Raw genomic sequence first — 17040 nt, 5'->3', positions numbered from 1 at the left:
TAGCGCGGTAACACTTGTTGCTGCCTGCGGTCTTTTGCCGGGGAATAGGGAGTGTTTCTCTACTGCCAAGGTCAGAAGTTTTTTACATAGCCTGGAGCAAAAACCCGTCTCGCCGGTCGTGCAGCAATGACAGGCGGGGTGTTAGCGGCGACTACCGGCTTTTTTGCGGGGAATTCCCAGTCGCTGGCGGCGCTCCCACAGGCTCTTGCGGCTGATGCCCAGTTTCTGGGCCAGTTCGGTCTCGGTCATGCTGTCCTGGTTTTCCATCACGAAGCGGGTGAAGTAATCCTCCAGGGACAGATCTTCGCTGGGATCCAGGCTGGCGCGGCTTACCCGCTGGGGCGTTCGGTTGGGATTCAGGCCCAGCTGTGACGGACCGATGCCATCTTCCTCGGTGAGAATAATGGCCCGCTCAATCACGTTTTCCAGTTCGCGCACATTGCCGGGCCAGCTATAGCCGACCATGGCCTGCCAGGCGGCGTCGGTGAAATAGAGGTCGTGTCGGTTGAGCTTCTCGCAGCCGCGGGCAAGCAGGGCGTTGGCCAGACTTTGCAGATCGTCCTGACGGTCGCGCAGGGGGGGCAGGGTCAGCTCCATGACATTGAGCCGGTAGTACAGATCCTGACGGAAATGACCTTCTGCCACTCGCCCGGGTAAATCCAGCTGGCTGCTGGCAAGAATACGCACGTCAACCTTGCGCGGTGACAGGGAACCCTGGCGGTGGATTTCGTGGTGGGTGAGCAGGGTCAGCAGGCGGCTCTGCACGTCGCTATTCAGCTCGCCCACTTCGTCGAGAAACAGGGTGCCACCATCGGCTTCCTCGATACGCCCGGCGCTGTCTTCATCGCCGAACAGTTCTGTCAGCTGCAGGTTTTTCGGCAGGGCGGCGCACTGCACCGAGATCAGCGGGCCGCCGGCACGCTCACTTTGTTCGTGCAGGGCGCGGGCGGTGAGTTCCTTGCCGGTACCGGATTCGCCCATGATCAAGACCGGTGTATTAGTGGGGCCCACCCGGTGGATGCGATGCTTGAGTTCCTGCATGGCATCACTGTCGCCGATCATGTTGTGTACCGGGTAGCTGCGCTCCATATCCCGTCGCAGGGCGCGATTGCCTCTGTTCAGTCGACCTTCCTTGAGCACACGCTCAACGGCCAGCAGCATTTCATCGTGATCGAACGGTTTGGGGATATAGTCCACCGCACCCTGGCGCATGGCGTCCACCGCAGAACGCAGGCTGGCATAGCTGGTCATGATCAGTACCGGGGTGGTGCCGGCGCTGTCTATCAGGGCGGTGCCGGGCTCGCCGGGCAGACGCAGGTCGCTGATGATGAGATCAAACTGATTGAGGTGCTGTTCCCGGGCCTGCTCCACGGAGTCGGCTTCTGCCACGGAGTGTTCGTGGCGTACCAGCAGTTTGCGCAGGGCGCCGCGAATCACCGGTTCATCTTCAACAATCAGGATGTGGCTCATGTATCGCTGGGTCCTTACTTATCTGGTTGAGCAGGATACTACGTTTACGGCTGCCCGGGGGCAGCGGCTTGTTGCCTGTGCACCGGCAGACTGACCACAAAGCGGGTGCCACCTTTTTCGCTGAGCGGGCTTTCTACCCGGATGGTGCCCTGATGTTCTTCGATAATACTGTACACCAGCGCCAGGCCCAGGCCGGTACCGCGGCCCGGTGGCTTGCTGGTGACGAAGGGTTCGAACAGGGCATCGCGCAATGTATCCGGAATGCCGTGGCCCTGATCCTCCAGCAGAATATCGAGGAAGTCACCGCGTGGCTCACAGTGCACGGTGACTGGCTGCTGGTCTTCGCTGGCATCGGCGGCATTGCCAAGCAGGTTGATGAACACCTGGAGCAAGCGTTGCGGGTCGCCCTTGACCCAGTAGCTTGCCGGGCAGTGATTCTCGAACGGTTGCTGGCGGTGATCCGGGTCCAGCAGCAGCAATGAGATGGCTTCGTCCACGGTGTCGCACAGGTTTACCGGTACCTGCTCACTGAGCTTGATACCACCGGAATGACTGAAGGTTACCAGGGATTCCACGATACGCGTGATACGCCGGGTCTGTTCGAGAATCTGGTCGCAGGCCTCCTGCTGTTCCTCCAGGTCGCTGTCTTCATCCAGATTCTGGGTCAGACAGGCAATGGCGGTGACCGGGTTGCCGATTTCGTGGGCCACCCCGGCGGCCAGGCGGCCGATGGAGGCCAGGCGTTCGTTATGAGCCAGGTGCGCTTCCATGTGGCGCAGTTCAGTAATGTCCTCGATTACCAGTACCTGGCCGCCGGCCTGCTCGGCGGTGCCAGCGCCCATCACCTCGGACTTGTGCAGACTCAGCCAGCGTGTCTGGTTTTCCACTTCCAGTGACTGCTGGGGCTGATGGGCATTGTCGTCGTGGCTGAAGCGAGTAAAGAAGTCGCCCCAGGGCGGGTCCAGGTCTGCCAGCCGCGAGCCGATGGTGTCTTCGGCGGTAATGCCGGTGAGGCTTTCCATGGCCCGGTTCCAGCCGATGATTTCCCGGTCAGCACCCAGGGAAATGACCCCCATGGGCAGCTCCAGCAGGGTCTGACGATGGAAACGGCGCAGGCCATCCAGTTCCGCCGCCAGCCCGGACAGGCGATCCCGGTACTGTTCCAGGCGCGATTCAATGAACTGGATGTCTTCGCTGGAGTGTTGTTCCTCCTCCGGCAGGTAGGGCAGGTGATCGTCGATCAGTTGGTGGGACACCGAGGGGCCGAGCAGGCCGGACAGATTGGTTTCCAGCTGGTCGCGCAGTCGCCGCAGGGCATAGGGGCGGGTTTCCGTGCGTGGCAGGTGCAGATCGCGCAGCGACATTTCCACTTCCCGGGTGGCGGTGATCGGCCCCAGCGGCTGGCTCATGGCATCAATGAAATCGTCCACGCTTTTTGCTTCCAGCTCCCAGCGATAGGGGCGGCGCAGGCTGTCCACGGCACAGGCTTCGGCGGCGTTCTTTTCCGACCGGGACATGGGCGTGACGATGGATACGATGGCATAGATCAGGGCATTGGCGGTTACCGAGGCGATGGCCACGTGGTGCCACTGGCTGGCGCCGGTCTGGAAACGCATGCCCAGCAGTTCCATCAGTGGCTGGAATTGCCAGTTCGGGTAGGCGATGGGTACCAGCAGCAGCATGACCCATAAGATAAAGCCGACCAGTAGCCCGGCGAAGAGGCCGTTGCGATTGCCGGAGGGCCAGAACAGGGCGCCGATCAGCCCGGGAACGAACTGCAGGGTCGCCACAAAGGTGAGCACGCCCAGTTCCACCAGGGTGTGATCCGTGCCGGTGAAGCGGTAGAACAGATAAGCCAGAGCGAGAATGGCGGCGATCAGAATGCGCCGGGTCCAGAGCAGATTGCGATACAGGTTCTGGCCCTGCAGCGGGCTGGCGGGCAGTACCAGATGATTCAGACACATGCCGGACAGGGCCAGGGTGGCCACGATGAGCATGCCACTGGCGCCGGCAAGCCCGGCGATATAGCCGAGCACCGCGCCGTGACCACCGGTAATCATGCCGATGCCGAGGGCGTAATAATCGGGCGGGGTGGGGGCATTGCCGGCCGCCGCGGCCCACAGGATGACCGGCACGCACAGTGCCATCAGCAGGAACATCAACGGCAGCGCCCAGCTGGCAGTGACCAGCGCGCGCGGGTTCATGTTCTCGGTAAAGGCCATATAGAACATGTGCGGCAGCACCACGGCGGAGACAAAGAACGCCATGATCATGGAATGCCAGGTGCCGTCCTGCAGGGGATAGTAGAGTCGCGCCAGCATTTCCGGGTGGTCATCCAGCCAGGCATTCAGGCTGGAAGGCCCATCGAACACTCCGTAAAGGCCGAGCAACGCCACCGCACCGAAGGCCAGCAACTTGATCAGTGATTCCATGGCGATGGCCATCACCAGCCCTTCGTGCTTTTCCCGGGCAGTGGTATGGCGGGCGCCGAACAGGATGGCAAAAATCACCATCATCAGGCAGAACCCGGCGGCCAGATCGCGGGGGTCGGCGGTGCCACTGAGTATCTGGATCGACTCGGCTACGGCCTTCAGTTGCAGGGCCAGCAGGGGCAGTACCCCGATCAGCATGATGATGGTGGTCATGGCCCCGGCCAGCCGGCTGCGGTAGCGGAAGGCAAACAGGTCCGCCAGGGAGCTGAGCTGATAGGTGGTGGTCAGTCTGAGGATCGGTGCCAGAAGAATGGGAGCAAGCAGGAAGACCCCGGAAATACCCAGGAAATAGGACAGGAAGTTGTAGCCGTACTGGTAGGCGTAGCCCACTGACCCGTATACCGCCCAGGCACTGGCATAGACCCCCAGTGACAGCACGTAGACCGCCGGGTGACGTACCCAGTGAGCGGGCAACCAGCCACGCTCGGTGATCCAGGCCACCGCAAACAGAAACAGCAGGTAGCAACCGGCAATCAGGATCAGATCGCTGACACTATAGACCATCGACATCCTTGCTCTTGGCAATCCAGTAGCTCAGGGCGATCAGGCCCAGCCAGATCAGATAGGGGCGATACCAGGCGCGCCCACCTTCACTCCACCAGTCGATGATGGCGGGGGAAAGCAGATAAGTGCCGAGAATAAAGATGATCAGCAGTCGGTCGGTATACATAGGTGGTTTAACCCCTCCGGGCCGATGAGCATACGCCAGGGGGTGGGGCGTGTAAAAGCGAGGACAGCGGCAAGTTACAAGCTACAAGTTTCAAGCTGCAAGGCGCGGGATGTGTATTTGTGTTCTGGTCGGCTGTCTCCGCGCTTATACCGTTAAAGGCGGGCACAGCATTTGCTGTGGGTTTTCCCCGGTTCGAGTTAGAACCTTCAGCTTGTAGCTTGCAACTCCTCTGGCAATGGTTGCTGGCGGCCGGCTGGCCACTGGTGATCGGGGTAGTGTGCTGTGCCCCATGCCAGAAGTGCTGCCGGGCTTGCGCCTTGCAAGTCTGAGGGTGGCTGAAGGCCCAGGCAGTGAAGGGCGGCGGTAAGTAACCGGCTGGCCCGAGCGGGGTCCAGGGCTTCACTACCCGCGGACTTGGACAACTTCAGGTTCCGGCCATCGGTGACTACCGGTAAATGCGCATACTCAGGTGCCGGCCTGCCCAGGCATTCCAGTAGCCAGCGCTGGCGCAGGGTGGAATCGAGCAGGTCGGCGCCCCGCAACACATGGGTAATGCCCTCATCCGCATCGTCCAGGGCGCAGGCCAGTTGATAACCGAACAGGCCGTCGCGACGACGAATGACGAAGGCGCCACCATCGTGTTGCAGATTGTTGATGATGGCTCCCTGAATACCATCCTGGTAGATCAGCTCTCGATCGGGAACCTGGAGGCGGATGGCGGTATCGGTGGCCGGTGGCACAGCGGCGCTGATGCCGGGATGGTTGTGATTCAGAGTGGCCAGTTGTTTGCGGGTCAGGCGACAGTGGAAGGCATGGCCGCTGTCGAGTAGGGTCTCCACTGCCTGCTGATAGCCGCTGTGCCGCTGGCTCTGGTAACGCACCGGGCCATCCCAAAACAGCCCGAAGCTTTCCAGCTGACGCAGGATGGCATCGGCGGCCCCAGGCATTTCCCGGGGCGGATCCAGATCATCCACCCGCACCAGCCATTCCCCACCCGCATGGCGCGCTTCCAGCCAACTGGCCAGCGCAGCCACCAGCGACCCGAAATGCAGGGGCCCGGAGGGGGTGGGGGCGAAACGTCCGCGATAGGTCATAAAGGCAGTTAATAGTGAATAGTTAACAGTTAATAGTTGCGCGAAATACGGTTAACAGTAGTTTAAAAACGAGGAAGCCGCGTCCAAACTTGTTCGCGGCTTCCAGCATTTCAAGAACAAAAGCCCGCTACCGCGAGCTATTAACTGTTCACTGTTAACTATTCACTGGTCTTACCCTGCCAGCTGCTTTTCCTTGATCTCCGCCAGTTCCTTGCAGTCGATGCACAGGTCGGCGGTGGGACGGGCTTCCAGGCGGCGGATGCCGATTTCGATGCCACAGGCTTCGCAGAAGCCGTAATCGTCCTTGTCGACCAGATCCAGAGTCTTCTCGATCTTCTTCAGCAGCTTGCGCTCGCGATCGCGGGTACGCAGTTCCAGGGCAAATTCTTCTTCCTGGGTGGCGCGGTCTGCCGGGTCGGGCAGGTTGGCCTGCTCGTCCTGCAGATGGTGCATGGTGCGATCGGCTTCTTCCATCAACTCCTGGCGCCAGGCCAGCAGAATCTGGCGGAAGTGTTCGCGTTGCTTCTCGTTCATGTACTCCTCGTTTTTGGCTGGCATGTAGGGCTTGAAGCCGTGCATTTGAGCCTGCGAGGCGGATGAGGCGGTTTTCTTTTTCACGTTTGCTTTTACCTGAGCAGAAGAGATGGATCGGCTCGGCGAAGTCCCTTTGCCGGCAGTCGCGCTCCGTGCGTTACCGGTATTCGATGCGTCTCTGGCAGCGGCCCGGGCCGCTGCCGATGCCTTCCCGGAGGTAGGCAATTTTGTTCTAGGTGCAGCGGGTGCTGCTTTTTTGGCTGCCGTTCTTTTGGCAGCGGGCTTGCTGGCCTTCGCTGACTTGGCGTTGGCAGCAGTGGATTGAGGCTTGCTGGTGGCCGGCTTCGCCGCAGGTTTGCTGGCCGCTTTTTTGGCGACGGGCTTACTGGCTGGCGCTTTCACTGCGGTTTTTTTGACCGGTGCTTTCTTCGCGACGGCTTTCTTTGCAGCGGGTTTCGCTGCAGGCTTTGCGGTGACGGCTTTCTTCGCCGGTGCCGTTTTTTTGGCGACCGCTTTTTTGGGAGTGGTTTTTTTCACAGAGGCCTTCTTGGCCGGCGCCTTTTTAGCGGCAGGCTTGGTGGCGGGTTTCTTTACGGCAGCTTTTTTGGCTGCGGTTTTGGCTGGGGCCTTTTTGGCCGCAGGCTTTGCTGTCACCTTTTTCGCCGCTGCTTTCTTGGCCGGAGCCTTCTTCACGGCAGCCTTCTTGGCTGGCGCCTTGCGGGCAGCGGTCGATGTAGTGGCTTTCTTGCTGCTGGAAGCAGACCCGGTAGTTTGTTTTTTAGCCGCCTTTTTCGGGGCTTTCTTTTTGCCGGTGGCCATTTTGAGTAACTCCCTTAGCATCTTCTCGACTCTCTATCCTGTCCCACTATCCCTGGGGCCCGCTTGATATAACCAGGCACGGGCGTAATGTAATCTTTTGACCTTACCCCGTCCGGGTAAGTCTTGTCACCAGTTGGTGAAAATCTGGCCGATTATAGCCATGCCACCCTTATAGGAAAGAGGAATCTTGTGATAACGCTGTCGCACTTTGCCGAGCAGATCCCGCCCTTCCATGTTATGGCGCTGCTGGAGCGAGCCCAGCAACTGGCTGCTCAGGGGCACGATGTGATTCATCTGGAAGTGGGGGAGCCGGATTTTGAAACGCCGGCACCGGTGTTGGAAGCCATAGCTGCCGCCACCCGTGATCGCGGGACTGGCTACACGCCGGCGGCAGGTCTCCCTGCTTTGCGCCAGGCTATTGCGGATGACTACCGGGAGCGGTTTTCCGCTACCGTCTCACCGGCGCAGATCGTGGTGACGCCAGGCGCTTCGGGGGCGTTGCAATTGGCACTGGCGGCCCTGATCAATCCCGGTGACGGCGTATTGCTGAGCGATCCGGGCTACCCCTGCAATCGCCAGTTCGTGAATCTGGTGGGAGGGAAACCCCAGCCGCTGGTATTAAAGGCAGAGGATGACTTCACCCTGACGGCCAGTGAGTTGCTGGCGGCCTGGCAACCGGATACCCGTTTGGCCATGGTGGCCAGCCCGGATAATCCCACCGGCAATATGCTGTCACTGGATACGCTGCAGGCCATGGCTGAGGGGGCGGTGCAGCAAGGTGGTCTGCTGCTGGTGGACGAAATCTATCAGGGCCTCTGTTATCGCGGGCCGGCGCAATCGGTGTTGTCGCGAACCGATCAGGTGCTGGTGATCAACAGCTTCAGTAAATATTTCTGCATGACCGGTTGGCGGCTGGGCTGGCTGGTGGCGCCGGAGCCGTTGGTGCCGGCCATTGAGCGGCTGGCACAGAATCTGTTTCTGGCGCCCTCCACCCCGGCGCAATACGGAGCGCTTGCCGCTCTGCAGGAGCCTTCCCTGACGATCCTGGAGCAGCGCCATCAGCTGTTTGCCCGCCGCCGCCAGTGTCTGCTCAATGGGCTTGCCCATCTGAAGTTGCCGGTGGTGTCCAAGGCTGACGGCGCTTTCTATGTCTATGTGGATGTGAGCGACTGGACCAACGACAGCTTTGCTTTCTGTGCAGACCTGCTGGAAAAGGAAAAGGTGGCCATGACGCCGGGTCTGGATTTCGGTGATGGCCATGATCACCATCGCTATGTTCGCCTGGCCTATACCTGTGCCGAGTCCCGTCTTGTTGATGCCCTGCACCGGTTGGGCCACTACCTGGAGTCCCTGTGAAGTTTTCTCCTCACCTGGAAACGGTCACGCTACTGCGACGCTACAAGCGGTTTATGGCTGATGTAGTGCGCGCCGATGGCACTGAAATGACCGTGCACTGCGCCAACACAGGCTCCATGAAAAACTGCGTACTCGGTGAGCCCCAGCAGGCGCTGATTTCCGACAGTGGTAATCCCAAGCGCAAATATCGACACACCCTGGAGGCGCTGCAGGTGGGCCATGGCCACTGGGCCGGGGTCAATACCAGCCGACCCAATGCGCTGGTGGAAGAGGCGGTCCGCGCCGGCCATGTTGACGCACTGAGCCCTGGCACCGGCGTGGAACGGGAAGTGAAATACGGTGACAGCCGCTTTGATCTGGCATTGGGGGAGCGCAGCGACCCCCACACCTTTATCGAGGTGAAAAACGTCACCCTGGGGCCGGGGCCCGATGACACCGATGATGGCATGATTGCCTTTCCGGATTCCGTCACCGTGCGCGGCCAGAAACATCTGCTGACGCTGATGGACGTGGTGGCATCCGGAAAGCGGGCGGTACTGTTTTTCTGTGTGCAGCACAGTGGCGCGACCGCTGCCCGGCCAGCGGATGAGATTGATGCCCGTTACGGGGAACTGCTGCGTGAAGCCGTGCAGAAGGGGGTAGAAGTGCTGGCATGGAAGGTGGCGATATCCGCCGATGGTTTCGAACTGGAAAAACCCTTGCCGATTCGGATGTAGGAGTTCCTCTCGAGGGACGAACCACGCGTTAGCGTGGGAAACGCCTCAGAGGCTCCCAAGCCATTAACGCCGTTGCTGTCGTGATCGGGTAGCCCCTGCCTCGCCTTTTCCCTCGCCTGGGCTCGGGTTCGTCCCTCGAGAGGAATTATTCGCTTCGCTCACCCTTCGGGCCGCACGGAACTACGTGCGTTACTCCGCTGCGCTACGTTCCTACAGCGGCGTTGTAGAAAACACGGTGCCAGCCCTATCGCGCCGCGAGCGACGCGCCTACAGAAAGTCGCTGTTCCTCTACAGCGGGGCCTGCAAGCTGCGCAGTTGCTGCTGCAATAACTCCACCTGTATCCGCCAGTAGTTCATCGATTCAAACCAGGGAAAGGCGGGCGGAAAGGCAGGGTCATCCCAGCGTTTGGCCAGCCAGGCGTCGTAGCAGATGATGCGGCGTGTGCGTAATGGCTCGATCAGGGAAACCTGCTGCCAGGGGAAGGGCAGAAAGGTGTCATAACCGCTGGCGAGGACGCGTAGCTGATGTTGTTGTTCGTCCTGTTCGCCGGACAGCAGCATCCAGAGATCCTGCATGGCTGGCGCGCGCAGGCTGTCGTCCAGATCCACAAAATGCGGTTTGTCATCGCGCCACAGGATGTTGCCGGTATGGCAGTCGCCATGCACATTGAGCAGCGGGAAATCCACATCGCGCAGGCGTTGTTCGATGGCTTCCAGCAGTTGGCCCGAGACATCCCGATACTGGCTGCGGTAATTCAGATCTACCACGTCATTGATCAGAAAGGTGCTGGCGGCACGAATATCGGCGACCGGGTCCATGGTGTGGCGGAGCTGATAGGGGCGGTCGCTGCCGCAGGCATGCCAGCGTGCCAGGGTGCGGCCGAGTTGTTCCAGATGGTTGTCGTTGTCCAGCTCTGGCGCGTGGCCGCCCGCTCTGCGGAACACCGCAAAGGCAAAGCCGTCGCAGTGGAACAGGGTGGTGCCATTCTTTTCGATGGGGGCAACCACGGGCAGGTCCCGCTCCACCAGGAACAGGCTGAAGGCGTGCTCTTCGAGAATCTGTTCGTCGCTCCAGCGCTGCGGGCGGTAGAACTTGACGATTACCGGCGGGCCCTCTTCCTGGCCCACCTGGTATACCCGGTTTTCGAAGCTGTTCAGTTGCAGCAGGCGTCCGTCGCTGAGGAAGCCGGCGGCGTCTACCGCATCCAGCATGTAATCCGGGGTAAGGTCATCAAAGGGGTGGCTCATGCCGGTTGTGTTACCTCGCCTAGCCAGACTTCATCGCCGCGAACTTCCAGGGGAACCGGGATCAGCTTGTCGCCGCTGCAGGGGCCGGACAGGCAATCACCTGTATCAATGTCGAACAGGGCGCCGTGGTTGGCGCACATGAGAAACTGGTTGTCGCCATCCATGAACTGGTCAGGCATGAAGTTCAGTTCGATGCCCAGGTGCGGGCACCAGTTGATGTAAGCGTGAATCTGTCCATCAAATTTGACCACGATGACGGGCTGGCCGTCTTTCTGAAATTCCCGCGCGCTCTCGTGTTCGATGTCGTTCACGTTGCAGATGTGTTCCATGGCGTACCTGTGTGCTGTTCATCGGGCGGGGTGCAGCACATCCCCGCCGTTGTTGGGTCAGGCAGAGATGGCTTGAGGCCATGTCTGCCCTTCGCTAAGTGGCGATTAGTCGCCAAGGACGGTCTGACGCATTTCCTGATGCACGTCCGCAGAAAGGCGTGGGCCGAATTCGGTCACCAGCCGGGCGGCGGCGGCAGAGGCCAGCTTGCCGGCAGCGGCAAAATCGTGGCCGTGGGTGATGGCGTACAGGAAGGCACCGGCAAACATGTCGCCGGCACCGTTACTGTCGATGGCCTTCACCGGCACCGGATCGATGTGATGCGTCTGTTCGCCATCCCACACCAGCGCGCCTTTGGCGCCCAGGGTGATGACGGCGGAACGGCATACGGTCTTGAGCTTTTCCAGCGCCGCTTCCGGGCTGTCGGTATCGGTATAGCTGGTGGCTTCGGCATCGTTGCAGAACAGCAGGTCCACGCCGTCGCCCAGCATGTCGGACAGGCCGTCCTTGAAGAACTGCACCATGGCCGGGTCAGAGAAAGTCAGTGAGGTTTTCACGCCATGCTTCTCGGCCAGCTGGCGCAGTTTGATGGCCGCCGCCCGGGAGCTGTCACCGCTGACCAGATAACCCTCCAGGTACACATAGTGGCTGGCGGCGATGGCGGCTTCGTCCAGCTCCGCCTCGGAAACCTGACTGGAAATACCCAGATAGGTATTCATGGTGCGTTCCGCATCCGGCGTCAGCATGACCAGACATTTGCCGGAAATGCCGCTGTCGCGGCTGCCGTTCATGTTGGTATCGACGCCGGCGGCGGTCAGATCGTTGACAAAGATGTCGCCGGTGGCGTCGTCCGCTACCTTGCAGGCGTAGTAGCTGTTGCCACCGAAGTAGCGGGTGGCGACCACGGTGTTGCAGGCAGAACCGCCGCTGGTTTGTTTATGAGGCTCGGCTTCGTCGGCCAGAGCAGCGATCAGCTCCGCCTGACGGGCTTCGTCCACCAGGGTCATCAGGCCCTTGCCTACCTCCATGCGCTCAAGGAAGGCGTCGCTGACCTCGATTTCTGTATCCACCAGGGCGTTGCCGAGGGCATAAACGTCGTATTTTTTCGTCATGGAGGCTCCGTCTTTCGGTTCGGATAAGCAAGGGCGGCTATTATGGGCGCCCCGGGTCAGGTTGCAAAATTTACTCAAATCACTGTGAAGGGAACGGATAAGGCAAGAGAGACTCATAAAACACTCACACTTTTCTCTATACTCCCTGCCATGGCGAAAAAAGCGAAAAAGTCCCCCGCGCGATCGCGGCGGCAACCGAATCGAAAAAAACGCAGCAGCGGACAACCACGTCGCTGGTTCAGCTGGTCCTTTGTGGGCAAGGCCGCGTTGGTGTGCCTGGTGCTGGGGGCTGCGGGACTGGCCTACCTGGATGCGCTGGTACGCGAGCGTTTTGATGCCCATGTCTGGCAGTTGCCGGCACGGGTGTATGCGCGCCCGGTAGAGCTTTATGAAGGCCGCGTACTGTCCCGCGAGGACATGCTCAAGTTGCTGGATCTGATGCGCTATCGGCGCGACTCCCGGGCGGCTACCCCTGGCAGCTATGCGGTGCAGGGCAACAGCTTGCTGCTGCATACCCGTGGTTTCAACGACAGTGATGGCGGCGAAAAGGCGGAGCGGATCCGGTTAAGTCTGTCTGGTGGTCAGGTTCGGTCCCTGGAGGCCGGCGGTGATCGGCTGGCACGCCTGGAGCCGTTGCAGATCGGCAGTATTCATCCCCAGCATGCGGAAGACCGGGTGCTGGTGCCGTTGGACAAGGTACCGCCGCTACTGGTGGAGATGCTGATTGCCACCGAGGACCAGGCCTTCTACGACCACCATGGCATTTCCCTGCGCGGTCTGGCCCGGGCCATGCTGGCGAATGTCAAAGCCGGGCGGCTGGTTCAGGGTGGCAGCACCCTGACACAGCAACTGGTGAAAAATTTCTGGCTTACCTCAGAGCGCACCCTGTCACGCAAGCTCCTGGAAATGCCCATGGCCATGCTGCTGGAGCTGCATTACAGCAAGGAGCAGATTCTCGAGGCATACCTCAACGAAGTGTACCTGGGGCAGGACGGAGCCCGGGCCATTCATGGCATGGGGCTGGGCGCCCAGTTCCTGTTCGGTCGACCTCTGGAAGAACTGGAACCCCATCATCTGGCCACTCTGGTGGCGCTGCTCAAGGGGCCCAGCTGGTATGACCCGCGCCGCCACCCGGAGCGCTCCCTGGAGCGTCGCAACACGGTATTGAAGGTGGCACTGAATGAGGGGGCGCTGTCGAAAGCGGATTACGACAAATACAGTAACCGCTCCCTGGAAGTGGTGCCGCGTGGTGCCTCCGCGCTTTATGCATTCCCCGCCTTCATTGATCTGGTAAGGCGGCAGCTGGCTCGGGATTACCCGCCGGAGGTGCTCAGTGATGAGGGGCTACGTATTCACTCCACCCTGGATGTGCTGGCCCAGCTCGCTGCCGAAGGGGCGCTGAGCGATCATCTCGACCGCCGCGATCCTGACGAAAGCAAAAAACTTAATGGTGCGGTGGTAGTGGTGGCGCCCGCCCAGGGCGATGTGCTGGCGCTGGTCAGCAATCGCAGCTCCCGGGAGGCCGGTTTCAACCGGGCCCTGGATGCCCAGCGCCCGATCGGCTCCCTGGCCAAGCCGGCGGTGGTGCTGTCGGCGGTGAGCCAGCCCAAGCAATGGTCCCTGGCTACCCTGGTGGAAGACGGGCCCGTGGAAGTCACGCTGCCCAATGGCACGACCTGGTCGCCGCAGAACTTCGACAATCAGTCCCGTGGCGCCATGCCGGTGGTGGATGTGCTGACCTATTCGCGCAATCAGGGCACCGCTCGCCTGGGGCTGGATGTGGGCCTGGACAAGGTGGCTGGCACCATGAATACCCTGGGGGTGACCCGCAATATTCCCCTTTACCCGAGTATTCTGCTGGGAAGCCTGGAATTGACCCCGTTCGAGGTGGCGATGATGTATCAGCCTCTTTCAACGGGTGGGTTCAGCACTCGCCTGCGCTCCATTACCGATGTGCTCGACAAGGAAGCCAAGCCGCTGGCCCGTTACCCGGTCAATACCGACGAGGTGGTGGATGCCGGCCCGGCCTTCCTGACCCAGTGGGCCATGCAGCAGGTAGTCGAGAAAGGGACCGGCCGTGCCGCCCGGGCGTCATTGCCGCAGGACCTCAAGGTGGCAGGCAAGACCGGCACCAGTAATGATTTCCGTGACGCCTGGTTTGCCGGTTTCTCTGCCAACCATCTGGCGGTAGTCTGGGTGGGCCGGGATGATAACCGCAATGCGGGTATTACCGGCTCCAGCGGTGCCTTGCCGGTATGGGCGCAGCTGATGGGTAAACTCCCCCAGCGCAGCCTGTCGCAGACGCCGCCTGCCGGCGTGGACTGGGTATGGATGAACCCGGATGGCAAGCGCGTTAGTGCTGAGGGGTGCGGCGATGCCCGTCGCTACCCGATGCTGGAAGCCTCGATTCCCCAGGACAGCGACGGCTGTGGCTCGGTAAAAGAAGCCGGGAAAGGCATCAAGGGCTGGTTCAAGGGGCTGTTTGACTAGCGTTGCAGCAAACTTTTACCACTGAGAACACAGCGTTCGATAAGGCCGGTCCCGGTTACAGCTGCAGATCGTCTGCATTCCCAGCCGGGTCTTGCCGTGGCGCTGTTCAAGGATAGTCAGGATGTTGAGTGTGCAAAGGCTTGTTCAGCTGATGCTGATCAGTATGGTGCTGGCGGGCTGTGCGGTCCGTGCTCCGGTGGAGGAACCCGCAGAGCCGATGACCGCCAGTCAGGAACTGGAAGGCTCGCCGGCACTGGGCCTGTTGAGTCGGGCGGAACAGGCCCGTCAGCAGGGGCAGACATCGGCTGCAGAGCGTTATCTGGAGCGAGCCCTGAATATCGCCCCGGATTCCTCCTGGCTGTACAAGGAGCTGGCGGGGTTGCGGCTTTCCGAGGGCGATCCCCGCGGCGCAGAAGGCTTCGCATTGAAGGCGTTACGACTGGCTCCTGAGCATGACGATTACCGGGCTGGCTTGTGGGATCTGGTGGCCACTGCCCGTGATCGCCAGGGTGACAAATCCGGCGCCCGTCAGGCCCGCAGCAAAGCGACGGCGTTGCGCAATCCCAAGGCCAGGCCGGTATGACACCGGCGGTGCAGGCTGCGAAAAAGGCCGGCGTTTCCTTTCAATTGCACAGTTATGACCATGATCCCAAGGCGCAAAGCTACGGGCTGGAAGCGGCGGACGCCTTGCAGCTGCCCCCGCAAACCGTCTTCAAGACGCTGCTGGCACTGGTGGATGAACAGCCGGTGGTGGCCATGGTGCCGGTGGCTCATCAACTGGATCTGAAATGTCTGGCCCGCGCCCACGGCGGCAAGAAAGCGGCCATGTGTCCGGGGGACAAGGCGCAGCGCCTGACAGGCTATGTACTCGGTGGTATCAGTCCGCTGGGGCAGAAAAAACAGTTGCCGCTGTATCTGGATTTTAGTGCCCAATCACACAATCCCATCTACATGAGCGCCGGTCGGCGCGGGCTGGAAATCGCCATGGCGCCGCAGGATCTGCTGGGGCTGACTGGTGGAAAGATGGTGGCGCTGGTTCGCGACTGACCTTGCTTATGAGGGCGCTGTAGGAGCGCCTCTTGAGGCGCGAACCCGAGCCTTGGCGAGGGAAAACGATACTGCTTTCACGCAAGCGTCGCTCACAAACCTCTGCTTGCGCGGCACGGTTCGCACCTCAAGAGGTGCTCCTACAGGTGAGATTCTTGTCAGGCCTTTACACCTTCGCAAACGCCTTGCGCGCTGCCGCAATGGTGGCCTCGATATCCTCATCGCTGTGCGCTGCTGACACGAAACCGGCTTCAAAAGCACTGGGGGCCAGGTACACGCCCTGGTCCAGCATGGCGTGGAAGAAGCGGTTGAAGCGCTCGCTGTCGCAGGCCATCACGTCGGCAAAGCTGCTGATGCGGCTCTGGTCGGTGAAGAACAAGCCGAACATGGCGCCCGCTTGCGCGGTGGTGAAGGCGACGCCTTCGGCGTGGGCGGCTGCCGTCATGCCATCCAGCAGGCGGGTGGTTTTTTCTGTCAGCGCCTCATGGAAGCCGGGTTCGCTGAGCAGGTTGAGGGTGGTCAGCCCTGCCGCCATGGCCACCGGGTTACCGGACAGGGTGCCTGCCTGATAGACCGGGCCCAGCGGTGCCAGGTGTTCCATGATGGATTTCTTGCCGCCAAAGGCGCCCACCGGCATACCGCCACCGATGATCTTGCCCAGGGTGGTCATGTCCGGGGTCACATCGTAGAGCGCCTGGGCGCCGCCCAGTGCCACCCGGAAGCCGGTCATGACTTCGTCGAAGATCAGCACGCTGCCGTGGTCATCACAGTATTGGCGCAGGGCCTGCAGGAACGCCTTGGTGGGCGGCACGCAGTTCATGTTGCCGGCCACCGGCTCGACGATGACGGCGGCAATCTGGTCGCCGTACTCCTTGAAGGCAGCTTCCACGCTGGCAGCGTCGTTGTAATCCAGCACCAGGGTATCGCCGGTCACGGCGGCGGGGACGCCCGGTGAGCCGGGGATGCCCATGGCGCCGGAGCCGGCCTTCACCAGCAGGCTGTCCACATGGCCGTGGTAGCACCCTTCGAATTTGATGATCTTGTCGCGGCCGGTATAGCCCCGGGCCAGGCGGATGGCACTCATGGTGGCTTCGGTGCCGGAGTTGACCATGCGCACCATGTCCATGGAGGGCACCAGTTCGCAGACCTTGTCCGCCATGGCCACTTCGGTGGCGGTGGGGGCGCCGAAGCTGAGGCCGTTCTGCACGGCTGCCTGCACGGCGGCAATTACCTGGGGATGGTTGTGGCCGAGGATCATCGGGCCCCAGGATCCCACATAGTCGATGTAGCGGTTGTCATCTTCATCGTGCAGATAGGCGCCGCTGGCGGAGTGGAAAAACACCGGGGTGCCGCCTACGCTTTTGAAGGCTCGCACGGGGGAATTCACCCCCCCGGGAATGTGTTTCTGGGCCTGACGGAAAAGCTGTTCGGAGTGCTTGCGGCTCATGGGGAGTCCTCTTTGTCTGGCTGTTGGCGATGCCTGGCATCGCAGGCCGCGCGGGCGGCGGGTGTGCGCCTGAGCACACACGGGAAATTACGGTTGATGGTGTCGTCGGGGCATGAAGACCCCGTGACACGGGCGAGCCTGTGATCCATGCGGAAAGTTATGTGACAACGGAGCAAAGCCAAAACATCCAGATCAAGGCGAGAAAGCGCAGGACTAGT

16 protein-coding genes are annotated in these 17040 nt (G+C 61.1%); 7 read left to right on the top strand and 9 right to left on the bottom strand.

The genetic code is table 11. The annotated features are described in order from the left end of the window. Positions 1-141: 141 nt before the first annotated feature. The 5 genes from Q0Y02_RS08420 to dksA all read right to left on the bottom strand — a co-directional run bounded on the left by Q0Y02_RS08420 (position 142) and on the right by dksA (position 6305). Positions 142-1470 (bottom strand): sigma-54 dependent transcriptional regulator, encoded by a 1329-nt coding sequence (locus Q0Y02_RS08420; protein ID WP_297766897.1) that lies wholly within the window; start codon positions 1468-1470, stop codon positions 142-144. Positions 1471-1514: 44 nt separating this feature from the next. Continuing rightward, entirely contained in the window at positions 1515-4466 is a 2952-nt protein-coding gene (locus tag Q0Y02_RS08415) for a sensor histidine kinase (RefSeq protein WP_297767013.1), read from the bottom strand. Then, on the bottom strand, positions 4456-4632 hold the full coding sequence (locus tag Q0Y02_RS08410) for a hypothetical protein (protein ID WP_007149317.1): 177 nt from the start codon (positions 4630-4632) through the stop codon (positions 4456-4458). The genes Q0Y02_RS08415 and Q0Y02_RS08410 overlap by 11 nt, the downstream gene beginning before the upstream one ends. A 206-nt stretch (positions 4633-4838) precedes the next feature. Beyond that, positions 4839-5726 carry a tRNA glutamyl-Q(34) synthetase GluQRS gene (gene gluQRS / locus Q0Y02_RS08405; protein WP_297766895.1) on the bottom strand — a complete coding sequence of 296 codons (888 nt, stop codon included), beginning with the start codon at positions 5724-5726 and terminating at the stop codon, positions 4839-4841. Between the two features lie 171 nt (positions 5727-5897). Beyond that, a complete protein-coding gene (dksA, locus tag Q0Y02_RS08400; protein WP_052042879.1) occupies positions 5898-6305 on the bottom strand; it encodes an RNA polymerase-binding protein DksA in 408 nt (135 codons plus the stop codon). Between the two features lie 64 nt (positions 6306-6369). Here dksA and Q0Y02_RS08395 point away from each other — a divergent pair, with 64 nt between their 5' ends. From Q0Y02_RS08395 to sfsA, 4 genes are all read left to right on the top strand, one after another. Further along, a complete protein-coding gene (locus tag Q0Y02_RS08395) occupies positions 6370-6585 on the top strand; it encodes a hypothetical protein (RefSeq protein WP_297766893.1) in 216 nt (71 codons plus the stop codon). A gap of 3 nt (positions 6586-6588) precedes the next feature. Then, positions 6589-7146, top strand: coding sequence for a hypothetical protein (locus Q0Y02_RS08390; protein ID WP_297766891.1), 558 nt, complete (start codon positions 6589-6591; stop codon positions 7144-7146). Between the two features lie 122 nt (positions 7147-7268). After that, a complete protein-coding gene (locus Q0Y02_RS08385; protein WP_297766889.1) occupies positions 7269-8435 on the top strand; it encodes an aminotransferase class I/II-fold pyridoxal phosphate-dependent enzyme in 1167 nt (388 codons plus the stop codon). Continuing rightward, positions 8432-9151: a DNA/RNA nuclease SfsA gene (sfsA, locus tag Q0Y02_RS08380; RefSeq protein ID WP_297766887.1), complete on the top strand. Its 720-nt coding sequence runs from the start codon at positions 8432-8434 to the stop codon at positions 9149-9151. Before Q0Y02_RS08385 ends, sfsA begins: the two co-directional genes overlap by 4 nt. A 288-nt stretch (positions 9152-9439) precedes the next feature. Here the strand turns inward: sfsA and Q0Y02_RS08375 are convergent, their stop codons facing one another. From Q0Y02_RS08375 to Q0Y02_RS08365, 3 genes are all read right to left on the bottom strand, one after another. Beyond that, positions 9440-10399, bottom strand: coding sequence for a serine/threonine protein kinase (locus Q0Y02_RS08375; protein WP_297766885.1), 960 nt, complete (start codon positions 10397-10399; stop codon positions 9440-9442). Then, complete coding sequence (locus tag Q0Y02_RS08370; RefSeq protein WP_297766883.1) at positions 10396-10728, bottom strand: Rieske (2Fe-2S) protein; 333 nt, start codon at positions 10726-10728, stop codon at positions 10396-10398. Before Q0Y02_RS08370 ends, Q0Y02_RS08375 begins: the two co-directional genes overlap by 4 nt. A gap of 105 nt (positions 10729-10833) precedes the next feature. Further along, positions 10834-11838 carry an adenosine kinase gene (locus Q0Y02_RS08365; protein ID WP_297766882.1) on the bottom strand — a complete coding sequence of 335 codons (1005 nt, stop codon included), beginning with the start codon at positions 11836-11838 and terminating at the stop codon, positions 10834-10836. A 252-nt stretch (positions 11839-12090) separates the two neighbouring features. Here Q0Y02_RS08365 and mrcB point away from each other — a divergent pair, with 252 nt between their 5' ends. The 3 genes from mrcB (at position 12091) to ybaK (ending at position 15375) form a co-directional block, all read left to right on the top strand. Then, positions 12091-14328, top strand: a complete 2238-nt coding sequence (mrcB, locus tag Q0Y02_RS08360; protein WP_232222087.1) for a penicillin-binding protein 1B — start codon at positions 12091-12093, stop codon at positions 14326-14328. Positions 14329-14449: 121 nt separating this feature from the next. After that, positions 14450-14911 (top strand): tetratricopeptide repeat protein, encoded by a 462-nt coding sequence (locus Q0Y02_RS08355; protein WP_297766879.1) that lies wholly within the window; start codon positions 14450-14452, stop codon positions 14909-14911. After that, on the top strand, positions 14908-15375 hold the full coding sequence (ybaK, locus tag Q0Y02_RS08350; protein ID WP_297766877.1) for a Cys-tRNA(Pro) deacylase: 468 nt from the start codon (positions 14908-14910) through the stop codon (positions 15373-15375). Before Q0Y02_RS08355 ends, ybaK begins: the two co-directional genes overlap by 4 nt. A 166-nt stretch (positions 15376-15541) precedes the next feature. Here the strand turns inward: ybaK and hemL are convergent, their stop codons facing one another. Beyond that, positions 15542-16822 carry a glutamate-1-semialdehyde 2,1-aminomutase gene (hemL, locus tag Q0Y02_RS08345; RefSeq protein WP_297766875.1) on the bottom strand — a complete coding sequence of 427 codons (1281 nt, stop codon included), beginning with the start codon at positions 16820-16822 and terminating at the stop codon, positions 15542-15544. Positions 16823-17040: the final 218 nt, after the last annotated feature.

The sequence above is a fragment of the uncultured Alcanivorax sp. genome, assembly GCF_947258575.1.
Lineage (GTDB): Bacteria > Pseudomonadota > Gammaproteobacteria > Pseudomonadales > Alcanivoracaceae > Alcanivorax.
This window is presented reverse-complemented; position numbering and strand designations above follow the sequence as displayed.

Coding starts and splice junctions, on each gene's coding strand:
- Q0Y02_RS08420 (WP_297766897.1), bottom strand. CDS start 1,470: ATGAGCCACATCCTGATTGTTGAAGATGAACCGGTGATTCGCGGCGCC.
- Q0Y02_RS08415 (WP_297767013.1), bottom strand. CDS start 4,466: ATGGTCTATAGTGTCAGCGATCTGATCCTGATTGCCGGTTGCTACCTG.
- Q0Y02_RS08410 (WP_007149317.1), bottom strand. CDS start 4,632: ATGTATACCGACCGACTGCTGATCATCTTTATTCTCGGCACTTATCTG.
- gluQRS (WP_297766895.1), bottom strand. CDS start 5,726: ATGACCTATCGCGGACGTTTCGCCCCCACCCCCTCCGGGCCCCTGCAT.
- dksA (WP_052042879.1), bottom strand. CDS start 6,305: ATGCACGGCTTCAAGCCCTACATGCCAGCCAAAAACGAGGAGTACATG.
- Q0Y02_RS08395 (WP_297766893.1), top strand. CDS start 6,370: ATGGATCGGCTCGGCGAAGTCCCTTTGCCGGCAGTCGCGCTCCGTGCG.
- Q0Y02_RS08375 (WP_297766885.1), bottom strand. CDS start 10,399: ATGAGCCACCCCTTTGATGACCTTACCCCGGATTACATGCTGGATGCG.
- Q0Y02_RS08370 (WP_297766883.1), bottom strand. CDS start 10,728: ATGGAACACATCTGCAACGTGAACGACATCGAACACGAGAGCGCGCGG.
- Q0Y02_RS08365 (WP_297766882.1), bottom strand. CDS start 11,838: ATGACGAAAAAATACGACGTTTATGCCCTCGGCAACGCCCTGGTGGAT.
- Q0Y02_RS08355 (WP_297766879.1), top strand. CDS start 14,450: ATGTTGAGTGTGCAAAGGCTTGTTCAGCTGATGCTGATCAGTATGGTG.
- ybaK (WP_297766877.1), top strand. CDS start 14,908: ATGACACCGGCGGTGCAGGCTGCGAAAAAGGCCGGCGTTTCCTTTCAA.
- hemL (WP_297766875.1), bottom strand. CDS start 16,822: ATGAGCCGCAAGCACTCCGAACAGCTTTTCCGTCAGGCCCAGAAACAC.